Origin of the sequence: Blastococcus jejuensis (assembly GCF_039534705.1) — a bacterium.
In the GTDB taxonomy this organism is placed as follows: Bacteria; Actinomycetota; Actinomycetes; order Mycobacteriales; family Geodermatophilaceae; genus Blastococcus_B; species Blastococcus_B jejuensis.
This window is the reverse complement of the sequence record NZ_BAAAVV010000003.1, coordinates 426,613-452,243: the sequence shown is the minus strand read 5'-3', so window position 1 is coordinate 452,243 and position 25,631 is coordinate 426,613. Positions and strand designations below refer to the sequence as shown.

Sequence of the window (25,631 nt, the reverse complement as noted above, 5' to 3'; positions counted from 1 at the left end):
TGCCGATCAACACAGGGTGACGACATCGATCGGGACGACGCAGTCCCCGCAGCCCTCCACCGGCTTCTGGGCCGCCGTCCCGCGCGGCGTGCGACTCGACGAGCGCAGCTTCGTCACGCGGCACCGCATCATCTCCGCCGTCCTCCTGCTGCACCCGCCGGCGCTGGCCGCGCTCGGCGTGGTGCGCGGCGTCGGCGGCTGGCTGCTGTGGGGGCAGCTCGCGGTGATCGTCCTCGCGCTGGTCGTCGGCCAGGCCGCGCGCTCCCAGGTCGTGCGGGCCAGTGCCGTCAGCCTCGGGCTCATGATCGGCGCCGACGTCCTCGTGCACGTGGGTGGTGGCCTGACCGACCTGCACATCTGGTTCTACGCACTGCTCGCGCTGGTCGCGCTCTACCAGGCATGGACGCCGTTCCTGCTGGCCGTCGCCTTCGTGGCGGTGCACCACGCAACGATGAGCCTGCTGATGCCCGAATCGGTGTTCTCCACCCACGAGGCGCAGGCCAACCCGATCCTGTTCGCCCTGCTGCACGCGGTCTTCCTGCTCGCCGAGGCCTTCTTCCTCGCCTACGGCTGGAAGTTCACCGAGACCGCCGACCGCGCCCGCCGGGCGGAGCAGGCCCGGGCCGAGGAGCAGGCCGCCGCGCAGGCCCGGGCCCAGGCCGAGCTCGCCGAGGAGCGCGCACGGACCGCCGAGAACTCCGCCGCTGCGCTCGCCCAGCGCGAGGAACGGGCGGCCCTGCTCGAGCAGCAGCTCTCCGAGCTGGTCGAGGCCGGCCGCCGGCTCGACGCGAACGTCGGCACCGCCACCGAGGTGATGACCGGCCTGCGCGCGGCGATCACCGAGATCTCCGGCGCCGCCAGCCACGCGTCGACGACGGCCACCGAGGCCAGCGCCGGCTCGCGGGAGAGCGCCGCGACCGTGGAGCGCCTCGCCGCCACCATGACCGAGATCGACCAGATCGCCGGCAGCATTTCCACGATCGCCGACCAGACCAACCTGCTGGCGCTCAACGCGACCATCGAGTCGGCCCGCGCCGGGGAGGCGGGCAAGGGCTTCGCCGTCGTCGCGGGGGAGGTCAAGGACCTCGCCTCGGAGACCGCCAAGGCCACCGAGCGCATCCGCACCGTCGTCGACGCCGTCCGTGGCGAGGTCGACGCCGCGGGCACCGCCCTCGCCCACGTGCAGGAGGTCATCCAGGGCGTGGTCGAGGCGCAGGGCACCATCGCCGCCGCCGTCGAGGAGCAGAGCGCGTCGACCGCCCAGGCGCAGGAAGCCATCGTCGGCGCCTCGCGGGAGGCGACCCGCATGGCGGCCGATCTTCAGCGCATCGTCGCGGGGGTCTGACCGCCCCGGACCGGCCGCCGCGGCTCGGGTGCGACCAGCCCGTGCCGGTGCGCGATCGCGACGATCTCGGCACGCGTGTGCGCGTCGAGCTTGGCCAGGATGTTGGAGACGTGGCGCTCCACCGTCCGGTGGCTGATGAACAGCTCCGCACCGATCTGCCGGTCCGTCCGGCCCCGCGCGACCAGGCACAGCACGTCGGACTCCCGGGCGCTGAGCCCGAACGGCGCGACCCCGTCGGTCGGGCGGTCCTCCAGCGGGAGGCGGGCCCGTGCCGCCGTCGCCTCCACGGCGCGCAGCAGGTGCCGGGCCCGGGCGGCGATGGCCGCCCCGTGCGCGGCGCGCAGCGCGACCGCCGCCGCTGCGCGTCGGCGGTCGGCCAGCAGGCACTCGGCCTCGCGCAGCCGGGCGCACCCGGCCTGGTAGACGTCGCCCAGGTCCTGCCACGCGCCGGCCGCGTCCGACCACGCCCGGGCGCCGTCCTGGCCGGTCGCGCGGGACAGTTCGGCGCGGGCGACCGCGAGGGCGGCGGTGGCAGGAGCCAGCAGGAACTCCGGTCGCTGCGTGGCACCTTCGGCGGCGGCGACGAGCTCGCCGGCCACCGCGCACCACCGGCGTTCCTCGGCGGCCCGGTGCGCCCGCTGGCCGGCGACCGCGCCGTCGGCGGCCGCTCCCGCGGCGGCCGCGAGGACCGGGACGAGGTAGGCGGCGTCGCCGTCCGACCACGTCCGCCGGCGCACCTCCGCGGCCAGGTCCAGCGCAGCGGGCCACTCGCCGCGCCAGCGCAGGGTCTCCAGCAGCGCCCGGACCACCGGCAGGACGAGGTGCCCGTCGACGACGTGCCGGCCCAGCCGGCGGGCGCTCAGCAACTCGCTGCGCGCCTCGTCGAGCCGCCCGCGCCGCAGCGCGAGGGCGCCCCGCATGCCGTGCGCGCGCACCGCGTCGATGCCCTCCGGATGGAGGGCGAAGGCCTCGCGCAGCAGATACTCGGCCTCGTCGGACCGGCCGAGCACGAGGAGCGAGTCCACCGCGTCGCAGCGGCACCAGATGCCCTTGCGCCGCTGCAGCCCCAGCTGCTCGACGGTGGCGATGCCGCCGAGCGCGACCGCGAGCGACTCGGGGAAGCGGCCGGCGTCGAACAGCACGGCAGCGAGGTTCACCACCGCCCGCGCGACGTCGTCCACGTCGTCGGAGCCCTCGCGGGCGATCCGCGCCGCGGCGCGTAGCTCCTCGATGCCGCGGTCCACCTCGCCGAGGTGAGCCAGCGCCACCCCGAGGTTGTTGCGGGCGTGCCCCTCGGTCGCCCGGCCGTCGGGTACCTGTCGGGCCAGGTCGATGGCCAGCTCCGCCTGCGCGCGGGCCTCGTCGAACCGCCCGGAGAGCATGAGCACCTGCGAGTAGCCGCTGATGATCGCGGCCTGCCAGTGGGTCACCGGGTCCTCGGGCACCAGGTCGACGGCGCGGCGGTAGGCCGTGAGCGCGTGCTCGCCCTCGGCCGCCATCCAGAGGTAGCGGCCGAGCCGCTCGTGCAGGTAGGCGTGGTGGTGCCGTTCGGCGGGGTCGACGCAGCCGATGGCCTGCTGGACGAGGTCGGCGGCCCGCCGGGCGGCCCCGAACAGGTGCGCCACCTCCGCCGCGTCCCAGAGCAGCCGGTACCGCGGCACGGGCAGGTCTTCGTCGTCGCCGGGCAGCGCGATCACCCGCTCGTAGTGCGTGAGCGCCTCGGCGAACGCGAGGGTCCGGGCGGCCTCTCGGGCGGCCGCGAACGACGCGCGGCGGCCGCGCGCCTCGTCCCCGGCCGCGAGCCAGTGGTGGGCGATGCGCCCGGCGAGGCCGTGCCGGCTCTCGGCGAGGGACGGCGTGGCGGCCAGCGCCTCGGCCAGCCGGCGGTGCACGCGGGCACGCTCGCCGGGCAGCAGGGACGCGGCGACCGTCTCGTGCAGCAGCGCGTGCCGGAACACGTACGCGCGGCCGTCGGTCACGAGGACGTGCCGGTCGAGCGCATGGCGCAGGGCGTCGTCCAGCGCCGCGTCGTCCAGGTCCACCGCCCGTGCCAGCAGCGCGTGCTCCACCCGCCGTCCCGCAGCGGCCGCCGCACGCACGACCCGGCGCGTCCCGGGCGGCAGCGCGTGCACGCGGGCCTCCAGCAGGTCGCGGACCGTCACCGGCACGACGTCGGCAGCGCCGAGCGCGATCAGCTCCTCGGCGAAGAACGGGTTTCCCTCGGCCCGGGCGTAGACCTGGTCCAGCCGGGCCGGCGTCGGGGGGACGCCGACGATCCCGCTCAGCTGCAGCGCCTGCTCGGCGCGGGTGAACGGCCGTAGCTCGACGCGGTGCGCGCCCGCCGCCGCCAGCTGGGCCAGGAACCGGGGGACGGCGTGCTCCTCGTCGGCCTCGTCGGTGCGGGCGGTGAGCAGCAGCAGCGTGCGCGGGGGGAGTCGGTGGGCCAGGAGCGCGAGGAGGTCGCGGGTGGCCCGGTCCGACCAGTGCAGGTCTTCCACGAGCAGCAGGAGCGGGCGTCGTGCCGCCAGGCCGCTGAGCAGGGAACGGAGGGCCGAGTAGAGCCGGCTGGTGCTCGCTGCGGTGACGTCGGGCGCGTCGTCGACGTCGGGCAGCAGCCGGGCGAGCTCGTTGCCGGTGGCGCCACCCAGCGCGCGGACCGCCGCCGCGCCCTCCCTCGCGGCGAGGTCGGAGAGCACATCGACGAACGGGGCGTAGGGGAGCACGTCGGAGCCGACCTCGACGCAGCCGCCGGTGAGCAGCTCCACGTCGCCCGCTCCGCCGAGCAGCTCGCGGACCAGCCGGGTCTTGCCGAGGCCGGCCTCGCCGGCGACGACGGCGCACGCGCTGCCGCCGGCGAGGACCTCCCCGAGCACCCGTCGCAGCTCCGTCAGCTCCTCGCCCCGCCCGATCAGGGCGGGGCTGGAGACGCGGGTCAGGACCGCCACGGCGCCCCACTATCCGCCGTTCCGCTCGGCCGCGACAGCGGTTCCCGCCCGTGCCTCAGGTTCCTTCCTGGACCGGGGTCAGCTCGTCGGCCAGCAACCCGTGTGCCTCCTGGTGCACGCGGACGGCCGTCTCGGCGTCGGGTGCGTCGACCAGGCAGAACACCTTGCCGGAGCCCTCGTCGAACCAGTACCGGCGGTAGTCGACGCCGTACTGGGGGCCGACCTCGAGGTCCCGCTTGTGGGCACCGGCCACCGCCTCGGCGGTGAGGCCGTCGACCTTGTGGTGCACATCCATGAACAGCGGCATGTCGCCCCGTCCTTCCGTCCCATCGGTGTCCGGCGGTCCTCCGCCGGTCCACCGACTCTGGGCCGCCCCGCGTCTCCGGCGTTAGGTGGGACCACGTAGTCGCCCGTGCGGACTCCCCGCACTTCGCGGCCGGACAGGAAGGCAGTGCAGATGGCCGAGGACGAGGGAACGAGGGTGGGTCAGCTGGTGGCGGCCACGCGCGACGCGCTGACCGTCCGCCGGGTGTTCGGCGAGGCCTACGAGCGCGACGGGGTGACGGTGATCCCGGCAGCGGTCCTCCGCGGCGGCGCGGGCGGCGGCGCGGGATCGGACGAGAACGGCCAGCAGGGGGAGGGCGGCGGCTTCGGCGTGATCGCCCGGCCGGCCGGCGCCTACGTCGTCAAGGACGGCGAGGTCCGCTGGCGGCCGGCGTTCGACCTCAACCGGACGATCGGCCTCGTCGCCGCCGTCGCCGTGACGTGGTTGCTGACCTCCGGCCGGCGCCGCGGGCGGTGATCAGAAGGTGAGCACCCGATCGGCCTCGACGGTCCACGCGGCGAGTTCGGCCATCGTGGACCGGGCGGCCTCCTCGATCAGCCGGTCGGCCGTCAGGCCGCGGGCGTCCAGGCAGGTGCCGCAGCAGGCCACCGTGCCGCCCTTGCGGCTGAACGTCCGCAGCATGCGGTCGAGCTGGTAGTACCCGTCAGGGGTGTGCTGCCCGGAGACCGCGCAGGTGACGGCGTCGCCCATGAGGAAGACCGTGGGGTCGACGTCGTCGCGCTCGGCCAGCGCGATGGCCAGGCGCAGGGCGTTGTACGTCTCGTCGGAGCCGTACGCGGGGCCGTTGACGACGAGCAGGACGCGGGTCATGCGGAGACCTTCCTGGGGCGGTGGGTCTCGTACATGCGTCCCGCGACCACGAGGGCGGAGCCCGCGCTGATGGCCGCGGCGGCCCAGACGGCGGCGTGCAGGCCCAGGAGGTCGGCCACGATCCCGCCCAGGACCGCCCCGACGGCGTAGCCGAGGTCGCGCCAGACTCGGTAGACACCCACGGCCCGGCCGCGCCAGGCGGGGTGCGCCACGTCGCCGATCACCGCCAGCAGGGTGGGGTAGACCATCGCGGTGCCCGCCCCGAGCAGGACGGTGCCCGTGGCCCATCCGGCGAATCCGTCGGAGGCGGCGATGAGCGCGAGGGCGGCGGCCTGGGCGGTCATGCCCGCGGTGATCAGGTGCTTGCGCCCGACCCGGTCGGACAGGGCGCCGGTGATCAGCTGACCGGCGCCCCACACGCCCGGGTAGAGAGCGAACAGCAGCCCGATCTGGCCCACCGGCAGGTCGGCGGTGGCGAACAGCAGCGGGAACAGACCCCAGGACAGGCCGAAGTTGAGGTTGTTGACCAGCCCGGCCTGGCTGGCCGAGGACAGCGCGGGCTCCTTCAGGCTGGTCTGCGCCCAGATCTGCCGGTCGGTGAGGCCGGCGTGCAGGTGGTCGTGGCGGCCGTCGGCGCGGGGGGTGTGCTGGCCGGCCTCGAGGTGGGCGTGGCCGCGGGTCTCCTTCACGAACGCACCGGACAGCAGCAGTGCGAGGGCGGTGTAGGCGATCCCGAGCAGGAACGGCGCGGGCCGGAGTGCGAACTGTTCGGCCAGGTAGCCCGCGAGCAGTGAGGTCACCGCGACCGCGCCGTAGCCGGCCGCCTCGTTCAGGCCCATCGCCAGGCCGCGCTGGCGCGGGCCGACCAGGTCGATCTTCATCACCACGGTGGTGGACCAGGTCAGCCCCTGGTTGATGCCGAGCAGCACGTTTGCCGCCACGACCCAGCCCCAGTTGGGGGCGGCGATCAGCATGAGCGGCACGGGGACGGCGAACAGCCACCCCGCCAGGAGCACGGGCTTGCGGCCGTAGCGGTCGGAAAAGGTGCCGGCGAACCAGTTGGCGATCGCCTTGGTGATACCGAACGCCGCCACGTACGTGAAGATGAAGGTGTAGCCGGTCAGCCCGAACTCGCTCTCGGCGAGCAGCGGCAGCACCGTCTGCTGCTGGCCGACCATGCCGCCGACGAGGGCGTTGACCGCGACCAGCAGCGTGAACTGCGCGGCGTTGGCGCGCAGGCCGAGCCGGACCGGCCGCGAGGTACCCGCGGTCATGCGCCCCCCTCGTTCAAGACAATGCTTGAACGATGCCTCGGTTCACGTAGGCTGTCAAGCGATCGCTTGAATGGGAGTAGGCATGGGAAACCGGCAGGCTAAGGACGAGCTCTACGACGCGCTGGCGTCGGTGGCGAAGGCGCTGGGCAACGGCCGGCGTGCCGAGCTGGTCGACGTCCTGGCCCAGGGTGAGCGCAGCGTCGAGGAGCTGGCCGGCGAGATCGGGCAGTCGATGGCCAACACCAGCCAGCACCTGCAGTTCCTGCTGCGCGCGGGGCTCGTGCGCACCCGTCGCGACGGGGCGCGGGTGTTCTACTCGCTGGCCAGCGATGCCGTCGGTGCGCTGTGGCGGGCGATGCGCGAGGTCGCCGGCGCGCACGTCGCCAGGATCGACGAGCTGGCCACCGCCTACCTGGGCGACCGCTCCCGGCTCGCCACGATCAGCCGCGAGGAGCTCCTGGAGCGGATGCGCGCCGGGGAGGTCGTCGTGCTCGACGTGCGGCCGCGGGCCGAGTACGCCGCCGGCCACCTGCCCGACGCGGTCAACGTGCCGCCCGACGAGCTGGCGGCGCGGCTCGCCGACCTGCCCGCCGGTCAGCCGGTCGTCGCCTACTGTCGCGGCCCGCTGTGCGCCTACGCCGACACGGCCGTGCGAGCGCTCACCGGGCAAGGACGCCCGGCGCTCCGGCTCGTCGACGGGCTACCCGAGTGGGCTGCCGCAGGCCTGCCGGTCGTCCGCGCGTCCGCCTGACCGCGGCCCCGTCGGTGCACGTCGGGCGGAAGTGCTCCTGTTCTCGGGACTTCGGCAATTATCCGGCGGGTGGGCGCGTGCGCGACGGTCGTGGTGGTGGGGGACCGACAGCGGTGTCTCGCCGACGGGCAGAGGGATGGGGTTCCGATGATGTACTGGAGCGACTACGACCCGAGCGGCTGGGGCTGGGTCGTGATGACCGTCGGCATGCTCGTCTTCTGGGGGCTGCTGGTCACCCTGGCCGTGGTGCTGGTGCGCGGACTGAACCGTCCGAGCGACCAGGGCCACGGGCTGCGTCCCACGCCCGAGCAGTTGCTCGCCGAACGGTTCGCCCGCGGCGAGATCGACGAGGACGAGTACCGACGGCGGCTGGCCACGCTGACCGGCGCCGACCGGACCGCGCGCGTGCCATGACCCCGGTGCCGCCAGGAGGCGGGGCATCCGGCTGAGTCCATCGCCTGCGCCTGCTTTCGCTCCCTGGACGAAATACCCCTGGGGGGTATAGCGTTCGCGGCGACACAGGATGTCGGCTCGGACGAGGAGTGGTCATGTCGGTTCAGCAGCAGACCGTCGTGCTGGAGGTCGCCGGGGTGCACTGGGCGTCGGAGAAGGCGGTCACCGAGGCGGTGCTCGGTCGACGCCCGGGCGTGCTGCACGTCGAGGCGAACCCGGTGGGCCAGACGGCGACGGTCACCTACGATCCGGCGCAGACCTCGGTGGCGCAGCTGAGCGGGTGGGTCCGAGACTGCGGGTACCACTGCGCCGGCCAGTCGGTGCCGCAGCACGTGTGCGACCCCGCAGCCGAGCCCCGAGAGCACGCCGGCGCCGGACCGGACGAGCACGCCGGGATGACCGCCCAGGACGCCATGGGTCACGGTGGCCACCACGCCGGCATGTCGATGGCCGACATGGCCCGCGACATGCGCAACCGGTTCCTGGTCGCGGCGCTGCTGTCGATCCCGATCCTGTTGTGGTCGCCGATCGGCCGGGAGGTGCTCGGGTTCACCGTCGCGGCGCCCTTCGGGCTGCGCGACGACGTCTTCTCGCTGGTCCTGTCGCTGCCGGTCGTCTTCTACAGCGCCTGGATCTTCTTCGACGGCGCCTACCGCGCCTTGCGCGCGCGGACGCTGGACATGATGGTGCTGGTCGCGGTCGCGGTCGGCGCGGGCTGGCTGTACAGCCTGGTCATCACCCTGACCGGTGGCGGCGAGGTCTTCTACGAGGCCGCCACCGTGCTCACCGCGTTCGTGCTGCTCGGGCACTGGTTCGAGATGCGGGCCCGCGGCGGCGCCAACGACGCCATCCGCACCCTCCTGGAGCTCGCCCCGCCCCGGGCACTCGTGCTGCGCGACGGCGAGCCGGTCGAGGTGCCCACGGCCGAGGTCGTGGTCGGCGATCTGCTGCTGATCCGGCCCGGCGCCAAGATCCCGGTCGACGGGCTGGTCGACGACGGCGAGTCCGAGGTCGACGAGTCGATGGTGACCGGTGAGAGCCTGCCGGTGCACAAGGCCGCCGGCGCCGAGGTCATCGGCGCCTCGGTGAACACCACCGGCGCGCTGCGGGTGCGGGCGACGAAGGTGGGCGCCGACACCGCGCTGGCCCAGATCGTCAAGCTGGTGCAGGAGGCGCAGGCGTCCAAGGCCCCGGGGCAGCGACTGGCCGACCGGGCCGCCTTCTGGCTGGTGTTCGTCGCCCTCCTCGGCGGCGGCCTGACCTTCGCCGTCTGGTTCCTGTCGGGCGCCACCTTCGCGACCGCCATGCTCTTCGCCATCACCGTGGTCGTGGTCACCTGCCCCGACGCGCTCGGCCTGGCCACACCGACGGCGATCATGGTCGGCACCGGTCTCGGCGCGCAGCGCGGCGTGCTGTTCAAGAACGCCACGGCTCTGGAGACGTCGGCTCGCATCGACACCGTGGTGATGGACAAGACCGGCACCCTGACGAAGGGCGAGCCGGAGGTCACCGACGTCCTCGTCGAGGGCATGGCCGCCGACGACGTCCTGGCGCTGGCCGCCGCGGTGGAGCGGGAGTCCGAGCACCCGCTGGCCGCCGCGGTCGCCCGTCACGCGACCGAGCAGGGGGCTCCGGCGCTCCGCGCCGAGGGCTTCCGCAACGTACCCGGCCACGGTGCCGGCGCCACCGTCGGCGGGCGCCGGGTGCTGGTGGGCAATGCCAGACTGATGGCCGACGAGGGTGTCGAGCTGGGGGCGCTGGCCGCGCGGCGCGATGAGCTGGCCGGCGGGGGACGGACCGCGGTGCTGGTCGCCGTCGACGGCCGTGCCGTCGGGGTGATCGGCCTGGCCGACGCGGTCCGCGAGACGTCCGCGGCGGCGGTGGCTGCCCTGCACGAGGCGGGCGTCGAGGTGGTGATGCTCAGCGGCGACAACGAGGCCACCGCCCGGCGCATCGCCGGCCAGCTGGGCATCGACACCGTCATCGCCGAGGTCCTGCCCGGCGACAAGGCCGCCACGATCACCGAGCTGCAGCGGTCGGGCAAGCGGGTCGCGATGGTCGGCGACGGCGTCAACGACGCACCGGCGCTCGCCGCCGCCGACCTGGGCATCGCGATCGGCGCCGGCACGGACGTCGCGATCGAGACCGCCGACGTCGTCCTCATGCGGTCCGACCCGCTCGACGTCCCCATCGCCCTGACCATCGGGCGCGGGACGTTGCGCAAGATGCGGCAGAACCTCGGCTGGGCGATCGGCTACAACGCGATCGCCCTGCCGATCGCGGCCGGCGTGTTCGAACCGGCCTTCGGGCTGGTGCTCCGGCCGGAGATCGCCGCCCTGTCGATGTCGGGCTCGAGCTTCCTGGTCGCCGTCAACGCCCTGCTGCTCAAGCGGCTGCGGCTGCCCGCCGTCCCCGAGGCGCCCGCGCCCCGGGCTGCCACGGCGCCCGAGCCGGAACCCGTCTCACGCTGAGGGTTCGACATTCGTAGGCTCGAAGGGCGAAGGGGGGCTCATGGGGGCACGACTGTGGACGGCGCTGCTCGTGCTGGCCGCAGTCTTCGCCATGCACGGGCTGCAGTGCGCGGCAGGCGACGGGGACGGTTCCGCCGCGGCATCGGCGCACGTCATCAGCCCGGCGCACCTCGGCGCGGTCGTCGCGACCGCACCGGGCCCGGCGCACGTCGGCGAGATGTCCGTCGCCGGCATCCCCGACGAGCCGATGCCGGGCCATGGCGGCGGCACGCCGCACGACACGGCCGCGCACCTGTGGACGCTGTGCCTGGCGGTGCTGGCCGCCGCCCTCGCCGTCCTGCTCGCGTGGCTCGTGCCCCGCGCGAGGCACCTGAGCGCACCCGCCCTCGGGTACGCGCGGGCCCGGCTCCGATCGCTGGCGCCCCCGCGACCACCGGATCTCTCCGCTCTCTGCCTGCTGCGGATCTAGGGCGACCGCCCGACCGCCCCGCCCCAGCACCCGCTGGCCCGGCGCGGTCTCCGGCACGCCTTCGATCCCACCCAGTCAGGAGAAGAACGACATGACCCGCACCACCGCACGCTTCACCGGCCTCGCCGGCGCCCTCGTCGCCGGCACGCTGCTGCTGGCCGGCTGCGCCGACGACGGCTCCGACACCACGCACAACGGCCCGATGATGGGCAGCAGTAACAGCTCGGACAGCTCCTCCGGCGACGCCGAGGGCAGCTTCGACGACACCGACGTCGCGTTCGCCCGCGACATGATCCCGCACCACCAGCAGGCCATCCAGATGGCCCGGCTGGCGGACGGCCAGGCCGAGGACCCGCGCGTCCTCGACCTCGCCGGCCGCATCGAGGCAGCGCAGCAGCCGGAGATCGACACGCTGTCCGGCTGGCTGCAGGACTGGGACGCCGACACCGGTCACATGGACGACGACGGGATGGGCGGCATGGGCGGGATGGGCGGGATGATGTCCGAGCAGGACATGCACGCGCTCATGAACGCCACCGGCGCGGAGTTCGACCGGCTGTTCCTGGAGCAGATGATCACCCATCACAAGGGTGCCGTGCAGATGGCCGAGGCCGAGATCGCCGACGGGCAGAACCCCGACGCGATCGCGCTGGCCGAGTCGATCCGCGACAGCCAGACCGCCGAGATCGCCGAGATGGAGCAGCTGCTCACCGAGCTCGGCGGCTGAGCCGGCACCGGCGGGGCGGGCTGCCGTGCCCGTCCCGCCGGCGCCGAAGGCAACCGCCCGCACGGCCGGCGGCAGGTCAGCGCGTCAGCCGAGAGCGGCGATCAGGTCCCGGCAGGCGGATTCGCACCGCCGGCACGACTCGGCGCAGACCCGACAGTGCTCGTGCATCTCCGCGTGTGTGGCGCACTCGTCGCCGCACGCCTTGCACGCTGCCGCGCACGCCTCGAGCACCGCGCGCGTGAGGTTGGCGTCGTACCCGGTGTGCCGGGACAGCACCCGGCCGGTGCCATCGCAGACATCAGCACAGTCGGCGCAGGTACGGATGCACGTGGTCAGCTCGGCGACCATGTCCTCGGCCAGGCAGGCGTCGGCACAGGCGGTACAGGCCTGGGCGCACTCGATGCACGCTTCGATGCAGGCGGCCAGCTTGTCGCGGTCCACCCCTCCCAGGTCCTTCGGGTAGGTGTCGAGCATCTGAGCGGCCACGCTCATCGTGTCCTCCTTCGGGTTGGCACCGGACGTCCGGAAGGCGTCCGCTATGCAGACCGCCTACCCCGGCGACTGCCGTCCTGACCCGACGTCACAGATCTGTCATGTGGGGGCCGGGTGAGGACGGTTATCACCCGGCATGCCGCCTGCCCGGCGCCGGGGCCGGCGACAGGGCATGCTGAGCGGTGGAGCAGCGCCGGCCGGCGGGATCGAGGCAGATGAGCGAGGCACTGTGGGCGGACCGGCTGCGGCCGGGAACGGAGGCGGGGCTGCCGCCGACGTGGACGGTGCGACCGGCCACCGCCGCTGAACTGACCGCGCTGCGCGTGCGCCTGCGCGAGACGCTGCGCGACGGCGGCCGTCCCGCTGCGGCGACCGACGAGGAGGTGGAGTGGTTGCTGCTGGCCTTCGAGGAGCTGGCCAGCAACGCCCTCCGACACGGGCGGCCACCGGTCCAGGTGACGCTGCGCACCGGCGCTGACGGCTGGCTGCTGGAGGTCACCGACGCCGCGCCGGACCAGCCGCCCGCGGCGGCCATCGGCCGGGACCCCGCCGGCGGGGGGCTCGGTCTGCACCTGGTGGCCCGGGTCGCCTCGGAGCACGGCTGGACCGTGCGCGGGTCGCGCAAGCAGGTGTGGGCTCGAATCCGGTTCACCGCCGCCGCCACGGACCCGTCGGTTCCTCCGCCCCGGTCCGGCGGCAGTCCCCGTGATCGGACACCGCAGGGGCGGTAGCCGCCCGCCGGCACCGGGGGCAGCCGGGCACCGACGACTCGGACCGAGAGAGAGATACGGCGCTCGGGACCTGCCTCGGTGACCTTGATGGCTGGATACTGCGCTCGGCGGGCTCCAGCGTGGGGTATGCCACCGCCCTGCAGGGGAGACGTGGTGAACGAGTCCGCGGCGCACCGGCACCAACCGGAGGCGCCGGGCCCCGGGACGCGCGCCGGGCCCGCCGAGGACGACGCGGCGCAGCCCGGGGAGCTGCAGCGGTACCGGGCACTGGTCGAGTACGCGCCCGACGCGATCGTCATCCTCGACGTCGACGCGGGGCACTTCGAGACGGTGAACGCCGCGGCCGAGGCGCTGTTCGGCATGTCCCGCGCCGAGCTGCTGAGGGTCGGCCCGGTCGAGGTCAGCCCGCCTGTGCAGCCGGACGGGCGACCGTCGCCGGCTGCGGCGGTGGCGTACCTCGACCGGGCGCTGGCCGGAGAGCGCCCCCGGTTCGAGTGGGAGCACCGCCGGGCCGACGGGATGGACGTGCCGTGCGAGGTCACCTTGCTGCGGCTGCCCTCGGCCGACCGGCGGCTGGTGCGCGGCAGCATCCTGGACATCACCGACCGGCGGGCCGCTGAAGCCGCCCTCGCCGAGCAGGCCGCACGCCGGGCCGCCGAGCAGGCGGCCCGGCGCAGCGCCGAGGACAGCGTGGCCCGACTGCAGGCGACCGTCGCCGGCCTGAACGCCATCGTCTGGGAACGGCACCCGGCCACGCTGCGGCTGACGTTCGTCAACGAGCGGGCCGAGGAGCTGCTCGGCTACCCGGCCTCCCGGTGGCGGACCGAGGACGGGCTGTGGGAGTCGATCCTGCACCCCGACGACCGGGTCGAGGCGCTGGCCCGGGTGCGGGCCGCGATCGACTCCGACGCGGTCGACTTCACCCTCACCTACCGGGTGCGCGCCGCCGACGGCCGCTGGGTGTGGCTGCAGCACCTCGGCCACGTCGCGCGGGACGACGACGGTGTCGCCCACACCCTGCACGCGGTGCTGTTCGACGTCACCGACGCCAAGCGCCGCGAGCACTCCGCGGCGCTGCTGGCCGCCGCGGGCCAGGCGCTGGCCGCCCCGGGCGCGATGGTGGAGCGGCTGGCGGCGGTGGCCGCACACGTGGTCGCGCAGTGGACCGACCGGGCCCTGGTGTGGCTCCGCGGTGACGACGACCGGTACCGCATCGTCGCCGCCGCCCCGGCCGACGACGCCGCCGACGTCATCGGCGTGCCCCTGCTGCGCATTCCCGAGGAGCTGGCGCCACGCGTGGAGGCCGGCCAGCCGTTCGCCATCGACGAGCTCACCGAGCAGCTGCGGCGAGATGCCACCGACATCGCCCCGGAGCGGCTGCCCACGGTCTGGGCCGGCGGGGCCCGACTGGTGGTGCCGCTGATCAGCGGCGGGGAGCGGGTCGGCCTGCTGACCCTGGCCGCCGTCGACCCCGCCCATCGCTACGACGACGAGGATGTCGCGCTCGGCGGCGAGCTCGGTCGGCATATCGCGGCCATGGTCGCCGCCGAACGCGTGAGTGCGCAGCAGCAGCAGCTGCACCGGCTCACAGCCGCGCTGGCCGCGGCCGGCACGGCCGCCGAGGCCGCCGCAGCGCTCACCGCCAGCCTGCACGAGGCCCTGGCCGCGTCGGTGGTGGCGGTGTGCACGCTCGGTGACGACGGCCAACTGCACACCGTCGACGTGCACGGCCACTCGCCCGGGTGGGAAGCCCGATTCGCCGCCATCCGACTGTCGGCGCCGGTGCCGCTGGCCGAGGCCGCCCGCACCCGCCAACCCGTGTGGCTACCGGACCGGGCGACCCTGCTCGACCGCCATCCGCATGTGGCGCCGTTCCTGCAGCCAGAGACCCAGGCGACCGCGTCACTACCGCTGTTGGTCGGCCCTCGCCTGATCGGCGCCCTGGCCGTGGTGTTCGACCGGCCACGGCGCTTCGAGGCAGCCGAGCGCACGTTCCTGCTCACCGTCGCCGGGCAGGTCGCCGCCGCGCTCGAGCGGGCCGCACTGGCCGACGTGCGCCGGGAGATGGCCGACACCCTGCAGCGCAGCCTGCTCCCGGACCGGCTGCCCGACCACGCGCGCCTGACGGTCACCGCCCGCTACCTGCCCGCCGTGGTCGGCACCGCCGCCGGCGGTGACTGGTACGACGTGCGCACCGTCGACGGCGACTGCGTGACGTTGGTCGTCGGCGACGTGGTCGGCCACGGCGCGACCGCCGCCGCGGTCATGGGACGGCTGTCCAGCGCGCTGTCCGCGCTGCTGCTCGCCGGGCACCGCCCGGCGCAGGCCCTGGAGCTGCTCGACCGGCTCGCCGGGCAGATCGACGGGGCCGGCCTGGCCACGGTCGCCTGCCTGCTGCTCGACCCCGCCACCGGCCGGCTGACCTACAGCCTCGCCGGCCACCCCCCGCCGCTGCTGGTCACTCCCGGCGGGCCCGTGACCTACCTCGACGGCGGGCACGGCCCGGCGCTCGGCGTGCCCCGCGTCGGGCAGCGGACGGAAGCAGCCATCACCCTGCCGGCCGAGGCGTCGTTGCTGCTGTTCACCGATGGCCTGGTCGAGCGACGCGATGCCCCCCTCGACGTCGGGCTCGAGCGGCTCTCCGCCGCCGTCGCGGCGGGGCGGACGGCGTCGCTGACCGCGCTCGTCGACGGCGTGCTGGCCGACATGCTCGACGGCGTCGCCGACGACGACGTCGCCGTTCTCGCTGCCCGGCTCCTTCCCGACCCAGCCGACCTCGGCCTTCCCCACCTCGGGGAGCTCCGGTGGGCACGCAGCGGGAAGGACGACAGAAAGATCGAGGCCGGCGCGACCGTCATCGACGACGGGCGACCCGCTGCCGGTCGAGCCGCGGCCGACGCCGGGCACGTCGGGCCGACCTGACACGTTCGGCGGACGCCCGCCGGTCGAGGTGCGCCGAGGTGCAGGAGGTCATGAGCCGGGGCCGCGGCACGTGGCGCAGGTACCGCGGACCTCGAGCTGGTGCTGGACATCGGCGAAGCCGTGCTCGGCGGCGATTCGGGCCGCCCAGCGCTGGACCGGGGGATCGTTGACCTCCACGGTGCGGCCGCACGCACGGCAGACCAGGTGATGGTGGTGGACGGCGGAGCAGCGCCGGTACGCCGCCTCGCCGTCGGCGTTGCGCAGGACGTCGACCTGCCCGTCGTCGACCAGCGCCTGGAGCGTCCGGTAGACCGTGGCCAGTCCCACCGAGTCACCGCGCCGACGGAGCTCTGCGTGCAGGTCCTGGGCGCTCCGGAAATCGTCGAGCTCCTCGAGCAGGGCCAGGACCGCGCTGCGCTGCCGCGTGGGGCGGCGGGCCGGCACGGGCGCGGTCACGGTCGCCCCGCCTTGCCGGCGGCCGGGCGGGGGGCCGCGTGCTCGCCGTGCTCGTCGTAGTGGACCCCGCCGCCCGTGCGGTGTGGTGCGTGCAGGTGGCCGTCGTGGTCGTAGTCGACGTGGTCGCCGTGCGGCACCGGCGGGTGGCCGCACCCGGGGCCGTGCTCGTGCGGATGCGCCGCGTGGACATCGGCGCGGCGCTGGTGACGTCGGCGCGCCGTCGCCTCCCGGATGGCCACCACCGTGGTGACGACCAGGAACACGGCGATGGCCAGCAGCACGATCGTTCCCCCCGAGGGGGTCCCGGTGTAATACGACGCCGCGGTGCCGGAGACGCTGACCACGAGGCCGACGCCGCAGGCCAGGTACACCGTCTGCCGGAAGCTGCGGGCCACCGCCTGCGCCACCGCGCTGGGGACGATCATCAAGGCGCTGATCAGCAGCAGACCGACGACGCGCATCGACAGCACGACGGTGGAGGCCACCAGGACCGCCAGCACGACGTTCAGCGCGAGCACCGGGAGCCCGACGGCGCGCGCGTACTCCTCGTCATCGCTGACCGCGTACAGCCGCTGACCGAGGAACCAGACGACGGCGAGCACGACGAGCGTGATGACTCCGAAGACCACGACGTCGGAGGTGCTCGTCGTGGTGATCGCCCCGAACAGGTACGCGTCGAGGTTGGTCGCCTGGCCGCGGGGCGCGAGGCTGAGCAGGACGACGCCGCCCGCGATGCCGCCGTAGAAGAGGACGGCGAGCGCCACATCCCCGCTGGTGCGTCCCCTGGCCCTGATCAGCTCGATCAGCACAGCGCCGAGGACGGCGGCGACCAGTGCGGTCCCGACCGGGACGGTGGAGGTGAGGACCCCGATGGCCACCCCTGTCAGGGCGACGTGGCCGAGGCCGTCGCCCAGCAGCGACAACCGCCGCTGGACGAGGAACACCCCGACCGCGGGGGCCGCCAGGCCCACCATCAGCGAGGCCAGCAGCGCCCGCTGCATGAAGCCGTACTGCAGGATCTCCATGTCACTGACCTCCGCTGCGGCGCGAGGGCCCGTCCGCCGTCACCCGGGGCTGGTCGAGCCGGTACCCCGGGCCCGGCCGGTCCTCGGTGTCGTCGGCATGGTGGTGCCCGCCCGTCTGGTCGTGCGCATCCACGCCGGCCAGGGGCCCGTCGTAGCTGATCCGCCCGTGGTCCACCACGATCGCCCGGTGCAGCACGCCCGCGAGGGGGCCCGCCTCGTGGGTCACCACGACCAGGGTCGTGCCGGCAGCGGAGACCTCGGTGAGCAGGGCGGCGAGCGTCTCCTGGCTGGCGGCGTCCACCCCAGCGGTCGGCTCGTCCATGATCAGCAGTTCCGGTTCGGCCGCGAGTGCCCGCGCGACCAGCACCCGGCGCTGCTGTCCGCCGGACAGGGATCCCACCGGGTCGTTCAGCCGGTCACTCAGCCCGACGGCCGCGACGGCAGCGGCGACCGCTGCCCGATCAGCCGCGCCGAGCCTCCGGAAAAGACCGAGCCGGGCGAGTCGACCGACGCCGACGACCTCCCGGACCGTGGCCGGAACGGCACCGCTGACCGTGTGCCGCTGCGGGACGTAGCCCACCCGGCCGCGCTCGCGCAGCCGCCCGACCGGGGTGCCGAGCAGTTCGACGTCCCCGCCGAGGACGGTGGCGAGCCCCAGCAGGCCGCGTGCGAGCGTGGTCTTGCCCGACCCGTTGGAGCCCAGCACGGCGACCGCTTCCCCGCGCCGGACGGTCAGGTCGACTCGCTGGACGACGGGGACGTCCCCGTAGCCGATGCTGGCTCCGCGCAGTCGGATCGCGTCGCCGCTGACCTCTGATCCGGTCATGAGCAGGTCTGGCCCTCCTGCAGCGTCGCCAGGTTGGCCCGCATCACCGCGAGGTAGTCGTCTCCGGCCGATTCGTCGGTCAGCCCCTCGAGCGGGTCGAGGACGGCGGTCTGCACCCCGGCCTCCGCGGCCACCGTCTCGGCCACCGCGGGATCGACGAGCGTCTCGGTGTAGACCGTCGTCACCCCTCGCTCGCTCACCAGTTCGGCGATCTCGGCGAGCTGGGCGGGCTCCGGCTCCTGCGACGGGCTCAGCCCGCTGATTCCCACCACCTCGAAACCGTAACGGTCGGCCAGGTAGCCGAAGGCGTCGTGCGCGGTGACCAGGGTGTCGGTGGCGCAGGTCGCCAGCCCTTCCTGCATCTCGCTGTCGAGGTCTTCGAGGTCGGCGCGCAGGGCGGCGGCGTTCTCCTCGTAGGCGGTCGCGCCGTCGGGATCGAGCTCGGTCAGCCGCTCGGCCAGCGCGTCACCGACGGCCGCGAGCCGGACGGGGTCGAGCCAGAAATGCGGGTCGACCGCGTCCTCGTCGGAGTGCGCCTCGTCCTCGTCCTCGCCCTCGTGCGGCGCGGCGGCCCGCGTCAGGTCCGCGGCCAGGCCGGCGTCCCAGGCCGAATCTCCGGCCTCGGACGCGGCGGCCTCGTCCAGCGCGGGTTGGAAGCCGTCCAGGTAGACCATCAGATCGGCCTCGGCGACGGCGGCCACGTCCTGCGGCGCCAGCTCCAGGTCGTGCGCCTCGGCGCCGGGAGGGGTCAGCGACGAGACGTCGACCCGGTCGCCGCCGACGCGCGCCGCTGCCCACTCCAGCGGGTAGAACCCGGCGACCACCGTCACGCCGGCCTGCCCGCCTTCTCGCCCCTCTGAGTCGCTGGCACCGCCGCAGCCGGCCAGGACCACGGCACCGGCGGACAGCGCGGCGAGCACAGCGGTGCTGCGCGAACCCGTCACGAAAGTCGTCATGAGAATCATTCTCGCATTCGGACCGTAGCGGGCCCACCCCGGGCTCCGCCTGCGAGCCGCCCGGTCGCGCCACGCCGGAGGCGTGCCCGGCAGCGGGCCCCCTGAACAGCAGAGAGGCCCTGGTCAGCGAACTGACCAGGGCCTCTCTGCGTGGGGTGAGTGACGGGGCTCGAACCCGCGACACCCAGGATCACAACCTGGTGCTCTACCAGCTGAGCTACACCCACCATGTCCCGGCCGATGAGAACCACCGGAGGGGAACCGGAGCAACGATACCGGAGGGGGTCAGGCTCCCGACGCGGCCGGGGGAGCGGCGCTGTCCCCGTTGCTGTCGTCGGCTGCCAGGAGCCCCGCGAACCCGTCGATCACCTCGTCGGCGGCGGCCTTGGACTGCTCGCCGTTCGGGCCCGGGGCCGGCACGAACAGGGTGCGCCGGTAGTAGGCCAGCTCGCGGACCGACTCGATGATGTCGGCCAGCGCCCGGTGGGCCAGGCCCTTGGGCGGCTGGGCGAAGTAGACCCGGGGGAACCAGCGGCGGGCCAGCTCCTTGATCGAGGAGACGTCGACCATCCGGTAGTGCAGGTGGTCGTCGAGCTCGGGCATGTCGCGCGCCAGGAAGCCGCGGTCGGTGCCGATCGAGTTGCCGCACAGGGGCGCGGTCCGGCGGTCGGGCACGAACTGCTTGATGTAGGCGAGCAGCTGCTGCTCTGCCTCGGCCATGGTGAGCGTCGACGCGCGGACCAGGTCGGTGAGGCCGGACTTGGCGTGCATCTCGACGACGACGTCGTTCATGCCGTCGAGGTCGGCGTCGTCCGCCGAGATCACCAGGTCCATGCCCGGGTCGAGGACGTTCAGCTCGGAATCGGTGATCAGCACCGCGACCTCGATCAGCTTGTCCCGGGTCAGATCCAACCCGGTCATCTCGCAGTCGATCCAGACCAGGTGCCCCGCGCTCTCCGCCACGTCGCCCGACAGTACGCACCGTCCGTACCGCCCGCCCCGCCCGCCCCGCCCGCCTACCGCGAACCGGGCGACGGCGCCATTCGAAAGGTCGGAATCCGGCGTCGCCGCCGCTAGGGTCGCTGGCGGCAGTCCAACGAGCCGAGGAAGTTCCGTCGTGTCCACTTCAGCACCGCCCGCCCGCACCCGCCCGGCCACGCCGTCGGCGCCCGGGTCGCTGTGGCGCGGGATCACCCACCCGATCGCCCTGGTGAAGTGGTTCTGGCTGGCCTACATGACGCCGGGCCGCCCGGGGCGGGCGACCGCACAGACCGAACTGAACTGGATCTACCTCGCGTGGCTCGGCGCCTTCCTGCTCAAGATGCTCGGCTCGAGCTGGGACGTCAGCTGGCACTTCCGCTGGCTGCGCGACGACCTCGCCCCGCCGCACCTGCTCAACTCGGCGGGCACCGCGATCGTCATCGGCCTGGTGGTCTTCCACAGCTACACCGGCTACGGCGTCGACAAGAAGGCCCTGCGGCTCATGCAGTGGGGGATCGGGGCGTTCCTGATCGCCGTGCCGATCGACATCCTCAACCACCGGATCAACGGCCTCGACATCACCAGCTGGAGCCCCAGCCACGCACTGCTCTACCTCGGCACGGCGATCATGCTGGCCGGGGCGATCCGCGGCTGGTGGCTGTACGCGGCGCCCGGCCGGGTCCGCGACCTGGTCGCGCTGGGCCTGTGGCTGTTCTTCGTCGAGAACGCGCTGTTCCCCAACCAGCACCAGGAGTACGGCGTCCTGTCGCTGCGGGCCTACAACGCCGGGCAGACGACGGCGGAGCCGCAGCTGCTCGACTTCGCCGCGGCCCAGGGCCAGTCACCGGCGATGTTCATGCTCCCGGTGCCCTCCTGGGTGCACCCGACCTGGCTGATCTGCGCCGGCCTGCTCTCCCTGGTGGTGGCCCGCAAGATGGTCCGGCTGCGCTGGACGGCGACCACGATCGTCGCGGTCTACCTGGCCTACCGGGCGGTCATGTGGCTGATCCTGGTCGGCATGGGCTTCCCGCCCTCGGTGCTGCCGTTCGTGCTCCTCGCCGGCGCCGTCGTCGTCGACCTGTGCGTGACCTACCGGGTGCCCGGCTGGCTCGCCGGCCTGCTGACCACCGGCGTCGTGTACGGGGTGGGCTTCGCCCAGGAGTCCGTCGGCCTGCTGCCGCCCTGGAACTGGTGGTCGGCCCTGCCGGCGGCCGTCGGCTTCGCCCTGCTGTGGGCGGCGGTCGACCTGCTGGAGCGCAGCGCATGGCTCGCCCACTGGCGGACGGCGGACGAGCCGGCATCGGTGTCACCGACCGCAGCCTGATCGCTACGCTACGGCGCGGACTTCGGCTGCGCCCCCGGTCCATGACGTAGCGTCGAGACGACGTCGCCGGGCCGGGCGCCACCCATGGCCGTGCCCGCTCCGTGCCGCAGCGCAGATCGCAGCCTGCGGCCGGCGCCGCCGGAACCCGACCACGACCGCGCGGAGGACATTCCTTGCTGGCCCTGACCCCCACGCCGCTGCAGACGGCGGGGGAGCGCGCCTTCTTCGCCGAGCTGAGCCGCTGGGACACCGGCGGGGCGGTCCGAGCGGCGGTCGTGGCCTCCATCCCGTTCTCCGACGGGCAGCTCGACCGGCGCATCTCCGACGCCGTCCTGTTCGTGCCCGAGGGGATCGCCGTCGTCCGCGTGGCCGAGGTGTCGCGGCAATCCGGCGTCGTCACCGCGACGCCGGAGGGCGCCTGGACCATCGCCCCCCAGGCCGGACCGGGCGACGTCCTCCAGCTCGGCGGTGGTGGCTCGACCCCCCTGGACGGGCTGATGCGCGCGGGGATGGAGACCGCGATGCGGCTCCGCCGCGCCGGTCTCGAGCCCGGGCGGATCGCCCGGCTGACGGTCCTCGTCGGCGACATCACCGGCCTCGTCCCGGCCGACGGCGACCTCGGCGAGGGCGACCAGGTGGCACTGCTCGACCCCCGGTCGCTGCTGCTCGGCATCGCCCGCTGCAGCCGGTACTCGCAGGTCGACAACCCACGGCTCTGGACGACGGCCGACATCCGGGCCGCGCTCGAGGCGCTGGGCCTGCAGGGCCGCGGGCCGACGGTCGAGGAGCTCAACGGCGAGGGGTTCCCGTACTCGCCGTACGTCCTCCGTCGCCCCGAGCTGCTCGCGCCGGCGGCCATGGCGGCGATGCCGGCCGATCCGGTCCCGGCCACGCCCCCGTACACGCCGCCGCCCACGGCCACCGTGCCTCCGCCCGCCGTCGCCCCCGACGCCGCGCCCCCGCGCGAGCAGCCGAGCCCGGCCGCGATCGCCCAGGCCGTCGCGGCGTCCGCCGCGGCCGGGCAGGCGGCCCAGGCCGCGGAGGCGGCGCCCCCCGCAGCGCCCCCGGCCCAGCCGGTCCGGCGGGACACCGTGGCCATCGACCCGCCCCCCACCCCGGTGACCGCGCCGCCGACGGTGCCCGCGGACGCGGCGTCGGACGACGAGACCGGCGGCATCGGGGGGCTGTTCGGCGCGTCCGAGCCGGTGCCCGAGTCGGCGTCGGCGAGGCCGCGGACGGCGGTGTTCGCCCAGCCGCACGCCCCGGTCGTCCCGTCGGCGAAGCCCGATGACGACGAGGACGACGAGGAAACCGGGCGGCGCACCGGCCTGCTGGTCGCCCTGGCGCTGGCCTTGGTGGCCGCGCTGGCGGTGGGTGGCTGGCTCGTGCTGCGCGACCCGGACAGCGGCGGCCCCGGAGGCGGTGGCACCGCATCCGCGGCCCCCGAGACACCCGCGGCCGGACCGGCCGTCGGCGACACCCAGGACGTCGAGGGGGTCGAGTACACGGTGCAGGCCGTGCAGGTCGACGACACCTGCGTCGGGCACGCCTACGGCGAGACGGCCGCGTTCTTCGAGACCACGAACTGCAGCGGGCTGTCCCGGGCCCTGTACTCGGCGCAGCTCGACGGTGGCGCGGTCGTGGTGTCGGTGGCGCGCGTCGCCATGCCCGACACGGCGTCGGCCCGCGACCTGCGGGCGCTGACCGACCGGAACGGCAGCGGCAACGTCAACGACCTGCTCCGCGAGGGCGTCGGCTACCCCGGCGGCCCCGAGGAGCTGTCCGGGGCCGAGTACGCCAGCGCGGTGTCCGGGCCGACGGTGACGATCGTCGAGAGCGCCTGGGTCGATCCCGCCGCGGCAGGCAGCGCCGCCGACATCGACCGGATGGCGGCCAACGGCCTGGTGCTGCAGGTCCCCCCGTTCCCGGGAGGCTGACCGTTCAGGCGGTCGCGGCGGCCTGCGCCATGTCGGCGAGCAGTCGGGCCATCGCGGGGCGGTTCAGCCGGCCGGCGCTGTGCGGCGTGGAGTTGATCAACCCGAAGATCGCGTGGGCCCGCGCCCGGCAGGTCGCGGCGTCCGCCCCGGGGTGCAGCCGGGCCAGCACGCCCACCCACACCTCGACGTAGCGGCGCTGCAACCGGCGCACCTGCGCGGCGTCCGCCTCGGTCAGCGAGCCGAGGTCGCGGTCCTGGACGGTGATCAGCGCCGGGTTGTCGAGGGCGAAGTCGACCTGGAAGGCGACCAGGGCCCGCAACTGGGCCGCGGGGTCGTCCCCGGCGTCGGCCACGCGCTCGCTGCCGCCCTCGAGCAGCCGCTCGCTGATCCGCAGCAGCATCTCGGCGAGCATCGCGTCCTTGCTCGCGAAGTGCCGGTAGATGGCCGGGCCGGTCACGCCGACGGCCGCGCCGACGTCGTCGACGCCGACCGCCCGCGAGCCCCGCTCGGCGAACAGCTGGGCGGCAGCCTGGAGGATCTGCTCCCGCCGCGAGGGGCGCTCGGCGTCGGCGTGCAGCGCCGCGTCCTGCCCGGCCCGCGCAGAGGTCATGCCGAGGATGCTAGCCCCGGGTGTGAACCGCCGTTAACCAATCCGGGCGAGATGTGGACCATCGGAGTGAACGGCGGTTAACCTCTGCTCCGTGGACGCACCGGTGCTCCCGCGAGCCGTCTCGGCAGATCCCGAGGCCGCCGCCCGCAATGCCGCGGCGCACGCCGCGCTCTCCGCCGACCTCGCCGACCAGCTCCGCCGCGTGGCCCTGGGCGGGGGTGAGCGCGCGCGGCAGCGGCACGTCGAGCGCGGCAAGCTGCTGCCCCGGGAGCGGGTCGACGCCCTGCTCGACCCGGGCAGCCCGTTCCTCGAGCTGTCGCCGCTGGCTGCGCACGGTCTCTACGACGGCGACGCGCCGGCCGCCGGCATCATCACCGGCGTCGGCCGGGTGGCCGGCCGGGAGTGCGTCGTCGTGGCCAATGACGCCACCGTCAAGGGCGGCACCTACTACCCGATGACGGTGAAGAAGCACCTGCGCGCGCAGGAGGTGGCGCTGCACAACCGGCTGCCCTGCATCTACCTGGTCGACTCCGGTGGCGCGTTCCTGCCCATGCAGGACAAGGTGTTCCCCGACCGCGAGCACTTCGGCCGGATCTTCTACAACCAGGCGAACCTCTCCAAGGCCGGGATCGCCCAGATCGCCGCCGTCCTCGGGTCCTGCACCGCCGGCGGCGCCTACGTGCCGGCGATGAGCGACGAGGCGGTGATCGTCCGCGAACAGGGCACGATCTTCCTGGGCGGGCCGCCGCTGGTGAAGGCGGCGACCGGTGAGGTCGTCACGGCCGAGGAGCTCGGCGGTGGCGACCTGCACAGCCGGGTCAGCGGGGTCACCGACCACCTGGCCGACGACGACGCGCACGCCCTGCAGATCGTCCGGCAGATCGTGGGCACGCTGGGGCCGCGCAGCCCGCGGCCGTGGGACGTCGACCCGGTCGAGGACCCGCTCTATCCGCCGGAGTCGCTCTACGAGGTCGTGCCGCCGGACTCGCGCACGCCCTACGACGTCCGCGACGTCATCGCCCGGCTGGTCGACGGCAGCCGCTTCGCCGAGTTCAAGCCGTTGTACGGGCACACCCTGGTCACCGGTTTCGCCCGGCTGCACGGGCACCCGGTCGGGATCATCGCCAACAACGGGGTGCTGTTCGCCGAGTCGGCGCTCAAGGGCGCGCACTTCATCGAGCTGTGCGACCGCCGGAAGATCCCCTTGCTGTTCCTGCAGAACATCTCCGGGTTCATGGTCGGGCGCGACTACGAGGCCGGCGGCATCGCCAAGCACGGCGCGAAGATGGTCACTGCCGTGGCCTGTGCCCGGGTACCGAAGCTGACCGTGGTCATCGGCGGCTCGTTCGGCGCGGGCAACTACTCGATGTGCGGCCGGGCGTACTCGCCGCGGTTCCTGTTCACCTGGCCCAACGCGCGCATCTCGGTGATGGGCGGCGAGCAGGCGGCCAGCGTGCTGGCCCAGGTCCGCCGCGATGGCCTCGAGGCCCGCGGGCAGGAGTGGCCGGCCGAGGAGGAAGAAGCCTTCAAGGCGCCGATCCGGGAGCAGTACGAGTCGCAGGGCCACCCCTACTACGCCACCGCCCGGCTCTGGGACGACGGCGTGATCGACCCGGCTCAGACCCGCACCGTGCTCGGCCTCGCCCTGTCCGCCTGCGCCAACGCGCCCCTCGAGGAGGTCGGCTATGGCGTCTTCCGCATGTGACGTCCAGCTTTCGGTACAGAAAGCTGGCGGCTGCGCCTCAGCTTTCTGTACCGAAAGCTGCGCAGGGGCGGTGGC

General features: G+C 74.2%; 23 protein-coding genes and 1 tRNA gene. 12 read left to right on the top strand and 12 right to left on the bottom strand.

Features of this window, described 5'->3' with window-relative positions:
• Positions 1-16 precede the first annotated feature (16 nt).
• The gene (locus ABD644_RS09285) at positions 17-1,345 is read left to right on the top strand and encodes a methyl-accepting chemotaxis protein (protein WP_344688523.1); all 1,329 of its coding nucleotides are present in this window, start codon (positions 17-19) and stop codon (positions 1,343-1,345) included.
• Here the strand turns inward: ABD644_RS09285 and ABD644_RS09280 are convergent.
• Positions 1,321-4,290 carry a helix-turn-helix transcriptional regulator gene (locus ABD644_RS09280; protein ID WP_344688522.1) on the bottom strand — a complete coding sequence of 990 codons (2,970 nt, stop codon included), beginning with the start codon at positions 4,288-4,290 and terminating at the stop codon, positions 1,321-1,323. The genes ABD644_RS09285 and ABD644_RS09280 overlap by 25 nt on opposite strands.
• A gap of 55 nt (positions 4,291-4,345) precedes the next feature.
• Positions 4,346-4,597, bottom strand: coding sequence for a nickel-binding protein (locus tag ABD644_RS09275; RefSeq protein ID WP_344688521.1), 252 nt, complete (start codon positions 4,595-4,597; stop codon positions 4,346-4,348).
• A gap of 150 nt (positions 4,598-4,747) precedes the next feature.
• Here ABD644_RS09275 and ABD644_RS09270 point away from each other — a divergent pair, with 150 nt between their 5' ends.
• A complete protein-coding gene (locus ABD644_RS09270) occupies positions 4,748-5,092 on the top strand; it encodes a spore germination protein GerW family protein (protein WP_344688520.1) in 345 nt (114 codons plus the stop codon).
• Here ABD644_RS09270 and ABD644_RS09265 read toward each other — a convergent pair whose 3' ends face one another.
• On the bottom strand, positions 5,093-5,446 hold the full coding sequence (locus ABD644_RS09265; RefSeq protein ID WP_344688519.1) for a DsrE/DsrF/TusD sulfur relay family protein: 354 nt from the start codon (positions 5,444-5,446) through the stop codon (positions 5,093-5,095). It lies immediately after the preceding gene.
• Positions 5,443-6,720: an MFS transporter gene (locus tag ABD644_RS09260; protein WP_344688517.1), complete on the bottom strand. Its 1,278-nt coding sequence runs from the start codon at positions 6,718-6,720 to the stop codon at positions 5,443-5,445. The genes ABD644_RS09265 and ABD644_RS09260 overlap by 4 nt, the downstream gene beginning before the upstream one ends.
• 82 nt (positions 6,721-6,802) lie before the next feature.
• Between ABD644_RS09260 and ABD644_RS09255 the strand changes: the two genes are divergently transcribed.
• From ABD644_RS09255 to ABD644_RS09235, 5 genes are all read left to right on the top strand, one after another.
• Positions 6,803-7,471: an ArsR/SmtB family transcription factor gene (locus tag ABD644_RS09255; RefSeq protein WP_344688516.1), complete on the top strand. Its 669-nt coding sequence runs from the start codon at positions 6,803-6,805 to the stop codon at positions 7,469-7,471.
• A gap of 147 nt (positions 7,472-7,618) precedes the next feature.
• Entirely contained in the window at positions 7,619-7,885 is a 267-nt protein-coding gene (locus ABD644_RS09250; protein ID WP_344688515.1) for an SHOCT domain-containing protein, read from the top strand.
• Between the two features lie 134 nt (positions 7,886-8,019).
• The gene (locus ABD644_RS09245) at positions 8,020-10,395 is read left to right on the top strand and encodes a heavy metal translocating P-type ATPase (protein WP_344688514.1); all 2,376 of its coding nucleotides are present in this window, start codon (positions 8,020-8,022) and stop codon (positions 10,393-10,395) included.
• Positions 10,396-10,435: 40 nt separating this feature from the next.
• Positions 10,436-10,864 carry a DUF6153 family protein gene (locus ABD644_RS09240; protein ID WP_344688513.1) on the top strand — a complete coding sequence of 143 codons (429 nt, stop codon included), beginning with the start codon at positions 10,436-10,438 and terminating at the stop codon, positions 10,862-10,864.
• A 91-nt stretch (positions 10,865-10,955) separates the two neighbouring features.
• Positions 10,956-11,591: a DUF305 domain-containing protein gene (locus ABD644_RS09235; RefSeq protein ID WP_344688512.1), complete on the top strand. Its 636-nt coding sequence runs from the start codon at positions 10,956-10,958 to the stop codon at positions 11,589-11,591.
• 84 nt (positions 11,592-11,675) lie between these two features.
• Here the strand turns inward: ABD644_RS09235 and ABD644_RS09230 are convergent, their stop codons facing one another.
• On the bottom strand, positions 11,676-12,083 hold the full coding sequence (locus tag ABD644_RS09230; RefSeq protein WP_344688511.1) for a four-helix bundle copper-binding protein: 408 nt from the start codon (positions 12,081-12,083) through the stop codon (positions 11,676-11,678).
• A 215-nt stretch (positions 12,084-12,298) separates the two neighbouring features.
• Between ABD644_RS09230 and ABD644_RS09225 the strand changes: the two genes are divergently transcribed.
• Together ABD644_RS09225 and ABD644_RS09220 are read left to right on the top strand one after the other, a co-directional pair.
• A complete protein-coding gene (locus tag ABD644_RS09225; protein WP_344688510.1) occupies positions 12,299-12,814 on the top strand; it encodes an ATP-binding protein in 516 nt (171 codons plus the stop codon).
• A 153-nt stretch (positions 12,815-12,967) separates the two neighbouring features.
• Positions 12,968-15,736: a SpoIIE family protein phosphatase gene (locus ABD644_RS09220; RefSeq protein WP_344688509.1), complete on the top strand. Its 2,769-nt coding sequence runs from the start codon at positions 12,968-12,970 to the stop codon at positions 15,734-15,736.
• Between the two features lie 48 nt (positions 15,737-15,784).
• Here ABD644_RS09220 and ABD644_RS09215 read toward each other — a convergent pair whose 3' ends face one another.
• The 6 genes from ABD644_RS09215 to orn form a co-directional block, all read right to left on the bottom strand.
• Positions 15,785-16,192: a Fur family transcriptional regulator gene (locus ABD644_RS09215; protein WP_344688508.1), complete on the bottom strand. Its 408-nt coding sequence runs from the start codon at positions 16,190-16,192 to the stop codon at positions 15,785-15,787.
• Positions 16,189-17,217 (bottom strand): iron chelate uptake ABC transporter family permease subunit, encoded by a 1,029-nt coding sequence (locus ABD644_RS09210; RefSeq protein WP_344688507.1) that lies wholly within the window; start codon positions 17,215-17,217, stop codon positions 16,189-16,191. Before ABD644_RS09210 ends, ABD644_RS09215 begins: the two co-directional genes overlap by 4 nt.
• A gap of 1 nt (position 17,218) precedes the next feature.
• Positions 17,219-18,043 (bottom strand): metal ABC transporter ATP-binding protein, encoded by an 825-nt coding sequence (locus ABD644_RS09205; protein ID WP_344688506.1) that lies wholly within the window; start codon positions 18,041-18,043, stop codon positions 17,219-17,221.
• On the bottom strand, positions 18,040-18,999 hold the full coding sequence (locus ABD644_RS09200; RefSeq protein WP_344688505.1) for a metal ABC transporter substrate-binding protein: 960 nt from the start codon (positions 18,997-18,999) through the stop codon (positions 18,040-18,042). The genes ABD644_RS09205 and ABD644_RS09200 overlap by 4 nt, the downstream gene beginning before the upstream one ends.
• Before the next feature lie 151 nt (positions 19,000-19,150).
• Positions 19,151-19,226 (bottom strand) — tRNA-His (locus ABD644_RS09195).
• 58 nt (positions 19,227-19,284) lie between these two features.
• A complete protein-coding gene (gene orn, locus ABD644_RS09190) occupies positions 19,285-19,962 on the bottom strand; it encodes an oligoribonuclease (protein WP_344688503.1) in 678 nt (225 codons plus the stop codon).
• Between the two features lie 154 nt (positions 19,963-20,116).
• On the opposite strand from orn, the gene ABD644_RS09185 reads away from it, so the two are divergent.
• Together ABD644_RS09185 and ABD644_RS09180 are read left to right on the top strand one after the other, a co-directional pair.
• Positions 20,117-21,304, top strand: a complete 1,188-nt coding sequence (locus ABD644_RS09185; RefSeq protein ID WP_344688501.1) for a hypothetical protein — start codon at positions 20,117-20,119, stop codon at positions 21,302-21,304.
• Positions 21,305-21,477: 173 nt separating this feature from the next.
• The gene (locus ABD644_RS09180; protein WP_344688499.1) at positions 21,478-23,241 is read left to right on the top strand and encodes a hypothetical protein; all 1,764 of its coding nucleotides are present in this window, start codon (positions 21,478-21,480) and stop codon (positions 23,239-23,241) included.
• A gap of 4 nt (positions 23,242-23,245) precedes the next feature.
• On the opposite strand, the gene ABD644_RS09175 is transcribed toward ABD644_RS09180, so the two are convergent.
• On the bottom strand, positions 23,246-23,851 hold the full coding sequence (locus ABD644_RS09175) for an SACE_7040 family transcriptional regulator (RefSeq protein ID WP_344688498.1): 606 nt from the start codon (positions 23,849-23,851) through the stop codon (positions 23,246-23,248).
• Positions 23,852-23,942: 91 nt separating this feature from the next.
• On the opposite strand from ABD644_RS09175, the gene ABD644_RS09170 reads away from it, so the two are divergent.
• A complete protein-coding gene (locus tag ABD644_RS09170) occupies positions 23,943-25,556 on the top strand; it encodes a carboxyl transferase domain-containing protein (RefSeq protein ID WP_344688497.1) in 1,614 nt (537 codons plus the stop codon).
• Positions 25,557-25,631: the final 75 nt, after the last annotated feature.

Excerpts from the sequence above, each read along its gene's own strand:
- ABD644_RS09275 (WP_344688521.1), bottom strand. The coding sequence starts at position 4,597 with ATGCCGCTGTTCATGGATGTGCACCACAAGGTCGACGGCCTCACCGCC.
- ABD644_RS09270 (WP_344688520.1), top strand. The coding sequence starts at position 4,748 with ATGGCCGAGGACGAGGGAACGAGGGTGGGTCAGCTGGTGGCGGCCACG.
- ABD644_RS09265 (WP_344688519.1), bottom strand. The coding sequence starts at position 5,446 with ATGACCCGCGTCCTGCTCGTCGTCAACGGCCCCGCGTACGGCTCCGAC.
- ABD644_RS09260 (WP_344688517.1), bottom strand. The coding sequence starts at position 6,720 with ATGACCGCGGGTACCTCGCGGCCGGTCCGGCTCGGCCTGCGCGCCAAC.
- ABD644_RS09255 (WP_344688516.1), top strand. The coding sequence starts at position 6,803 with ATGGGAAACCGGCAGGCTAAGGACGAGCTCTACGACGCGCTGGCGTCG.
- ABD644_RS09250 (WP_344688515.1), top strand. The coding sequence starts at position 7,619 with ATGATGTACTGGAGCGACTACGACCCGAGCGGCTGGGGCTGGGTCGTG.
- ABD644_RS09245 (WP_344688514.1), top strand. The coding sequence starts at position 8,020 with ATGTCGGTTCAGCAGCAGACCGTCGTGCTGGAGGTCGCCGGGGTGCAC.
- ABD644_RS09240 (WP_344688513.1), top strand. The coding sequence starts at position 10,436 with ATGGGGGCACGACTGTGGACGGCGCTGCTCGTGCTGGCCGCAGTCTTC.
- ABD644_RS09235 (WP_344688512.1), top strand. The coding sequence starts at position 10,956 with ATGACCCGCACCACCGCACGCTTCACCGGCCTCGCCGGCGCCCTCGTC.
- ABD644_RS09230 (WP_344688511.1), bottom strand. The coding sequence starts at position 12,083 with ATGAGCGTGGCCGCTCAGATGCTCGACACCTACCCGAAGGACCTGGGA.
- ABD644_RS09225 (WP_344688510.1), top strand. The coding sequence starts at position 12,299 with ATGAGCGAGGCACTGTGGGCGGACCGGCTGCGGCCGGGAACGGAGGCG.
- ABD644_RS09210 (WP_344688507.1), bottom strand. The coding sequence starts at position 17,217 with ATGGAGATCCTGCAGTACGGCTTCATGCAGCGGGCGCTGCTGGCCTCG.
- ABD644_RS09205 (WP_344688506.1), bottom strand. The coding sequence starts at position 18,043 with ATGACCGGATCAGAGGTCAGCGGCGACGCGATCCGACTGCGCGGAGCC.
- ABD644_RS09200 (WP_344688505.1), bottom strand. The coding sequence starts at position 18,999 with ATGACGACTTTCGTGACGGGTTCGCGCAGCACCGCTGTGCTCGCCGCG.
- ABD644_RS09175 (WP_344688498.1), bottom strand. The coding sequence starts at position 23,851 with ATGACCTCTGCGCGGGCCGGGCAGGACGCGGCGCTGCACGCCGACGCC.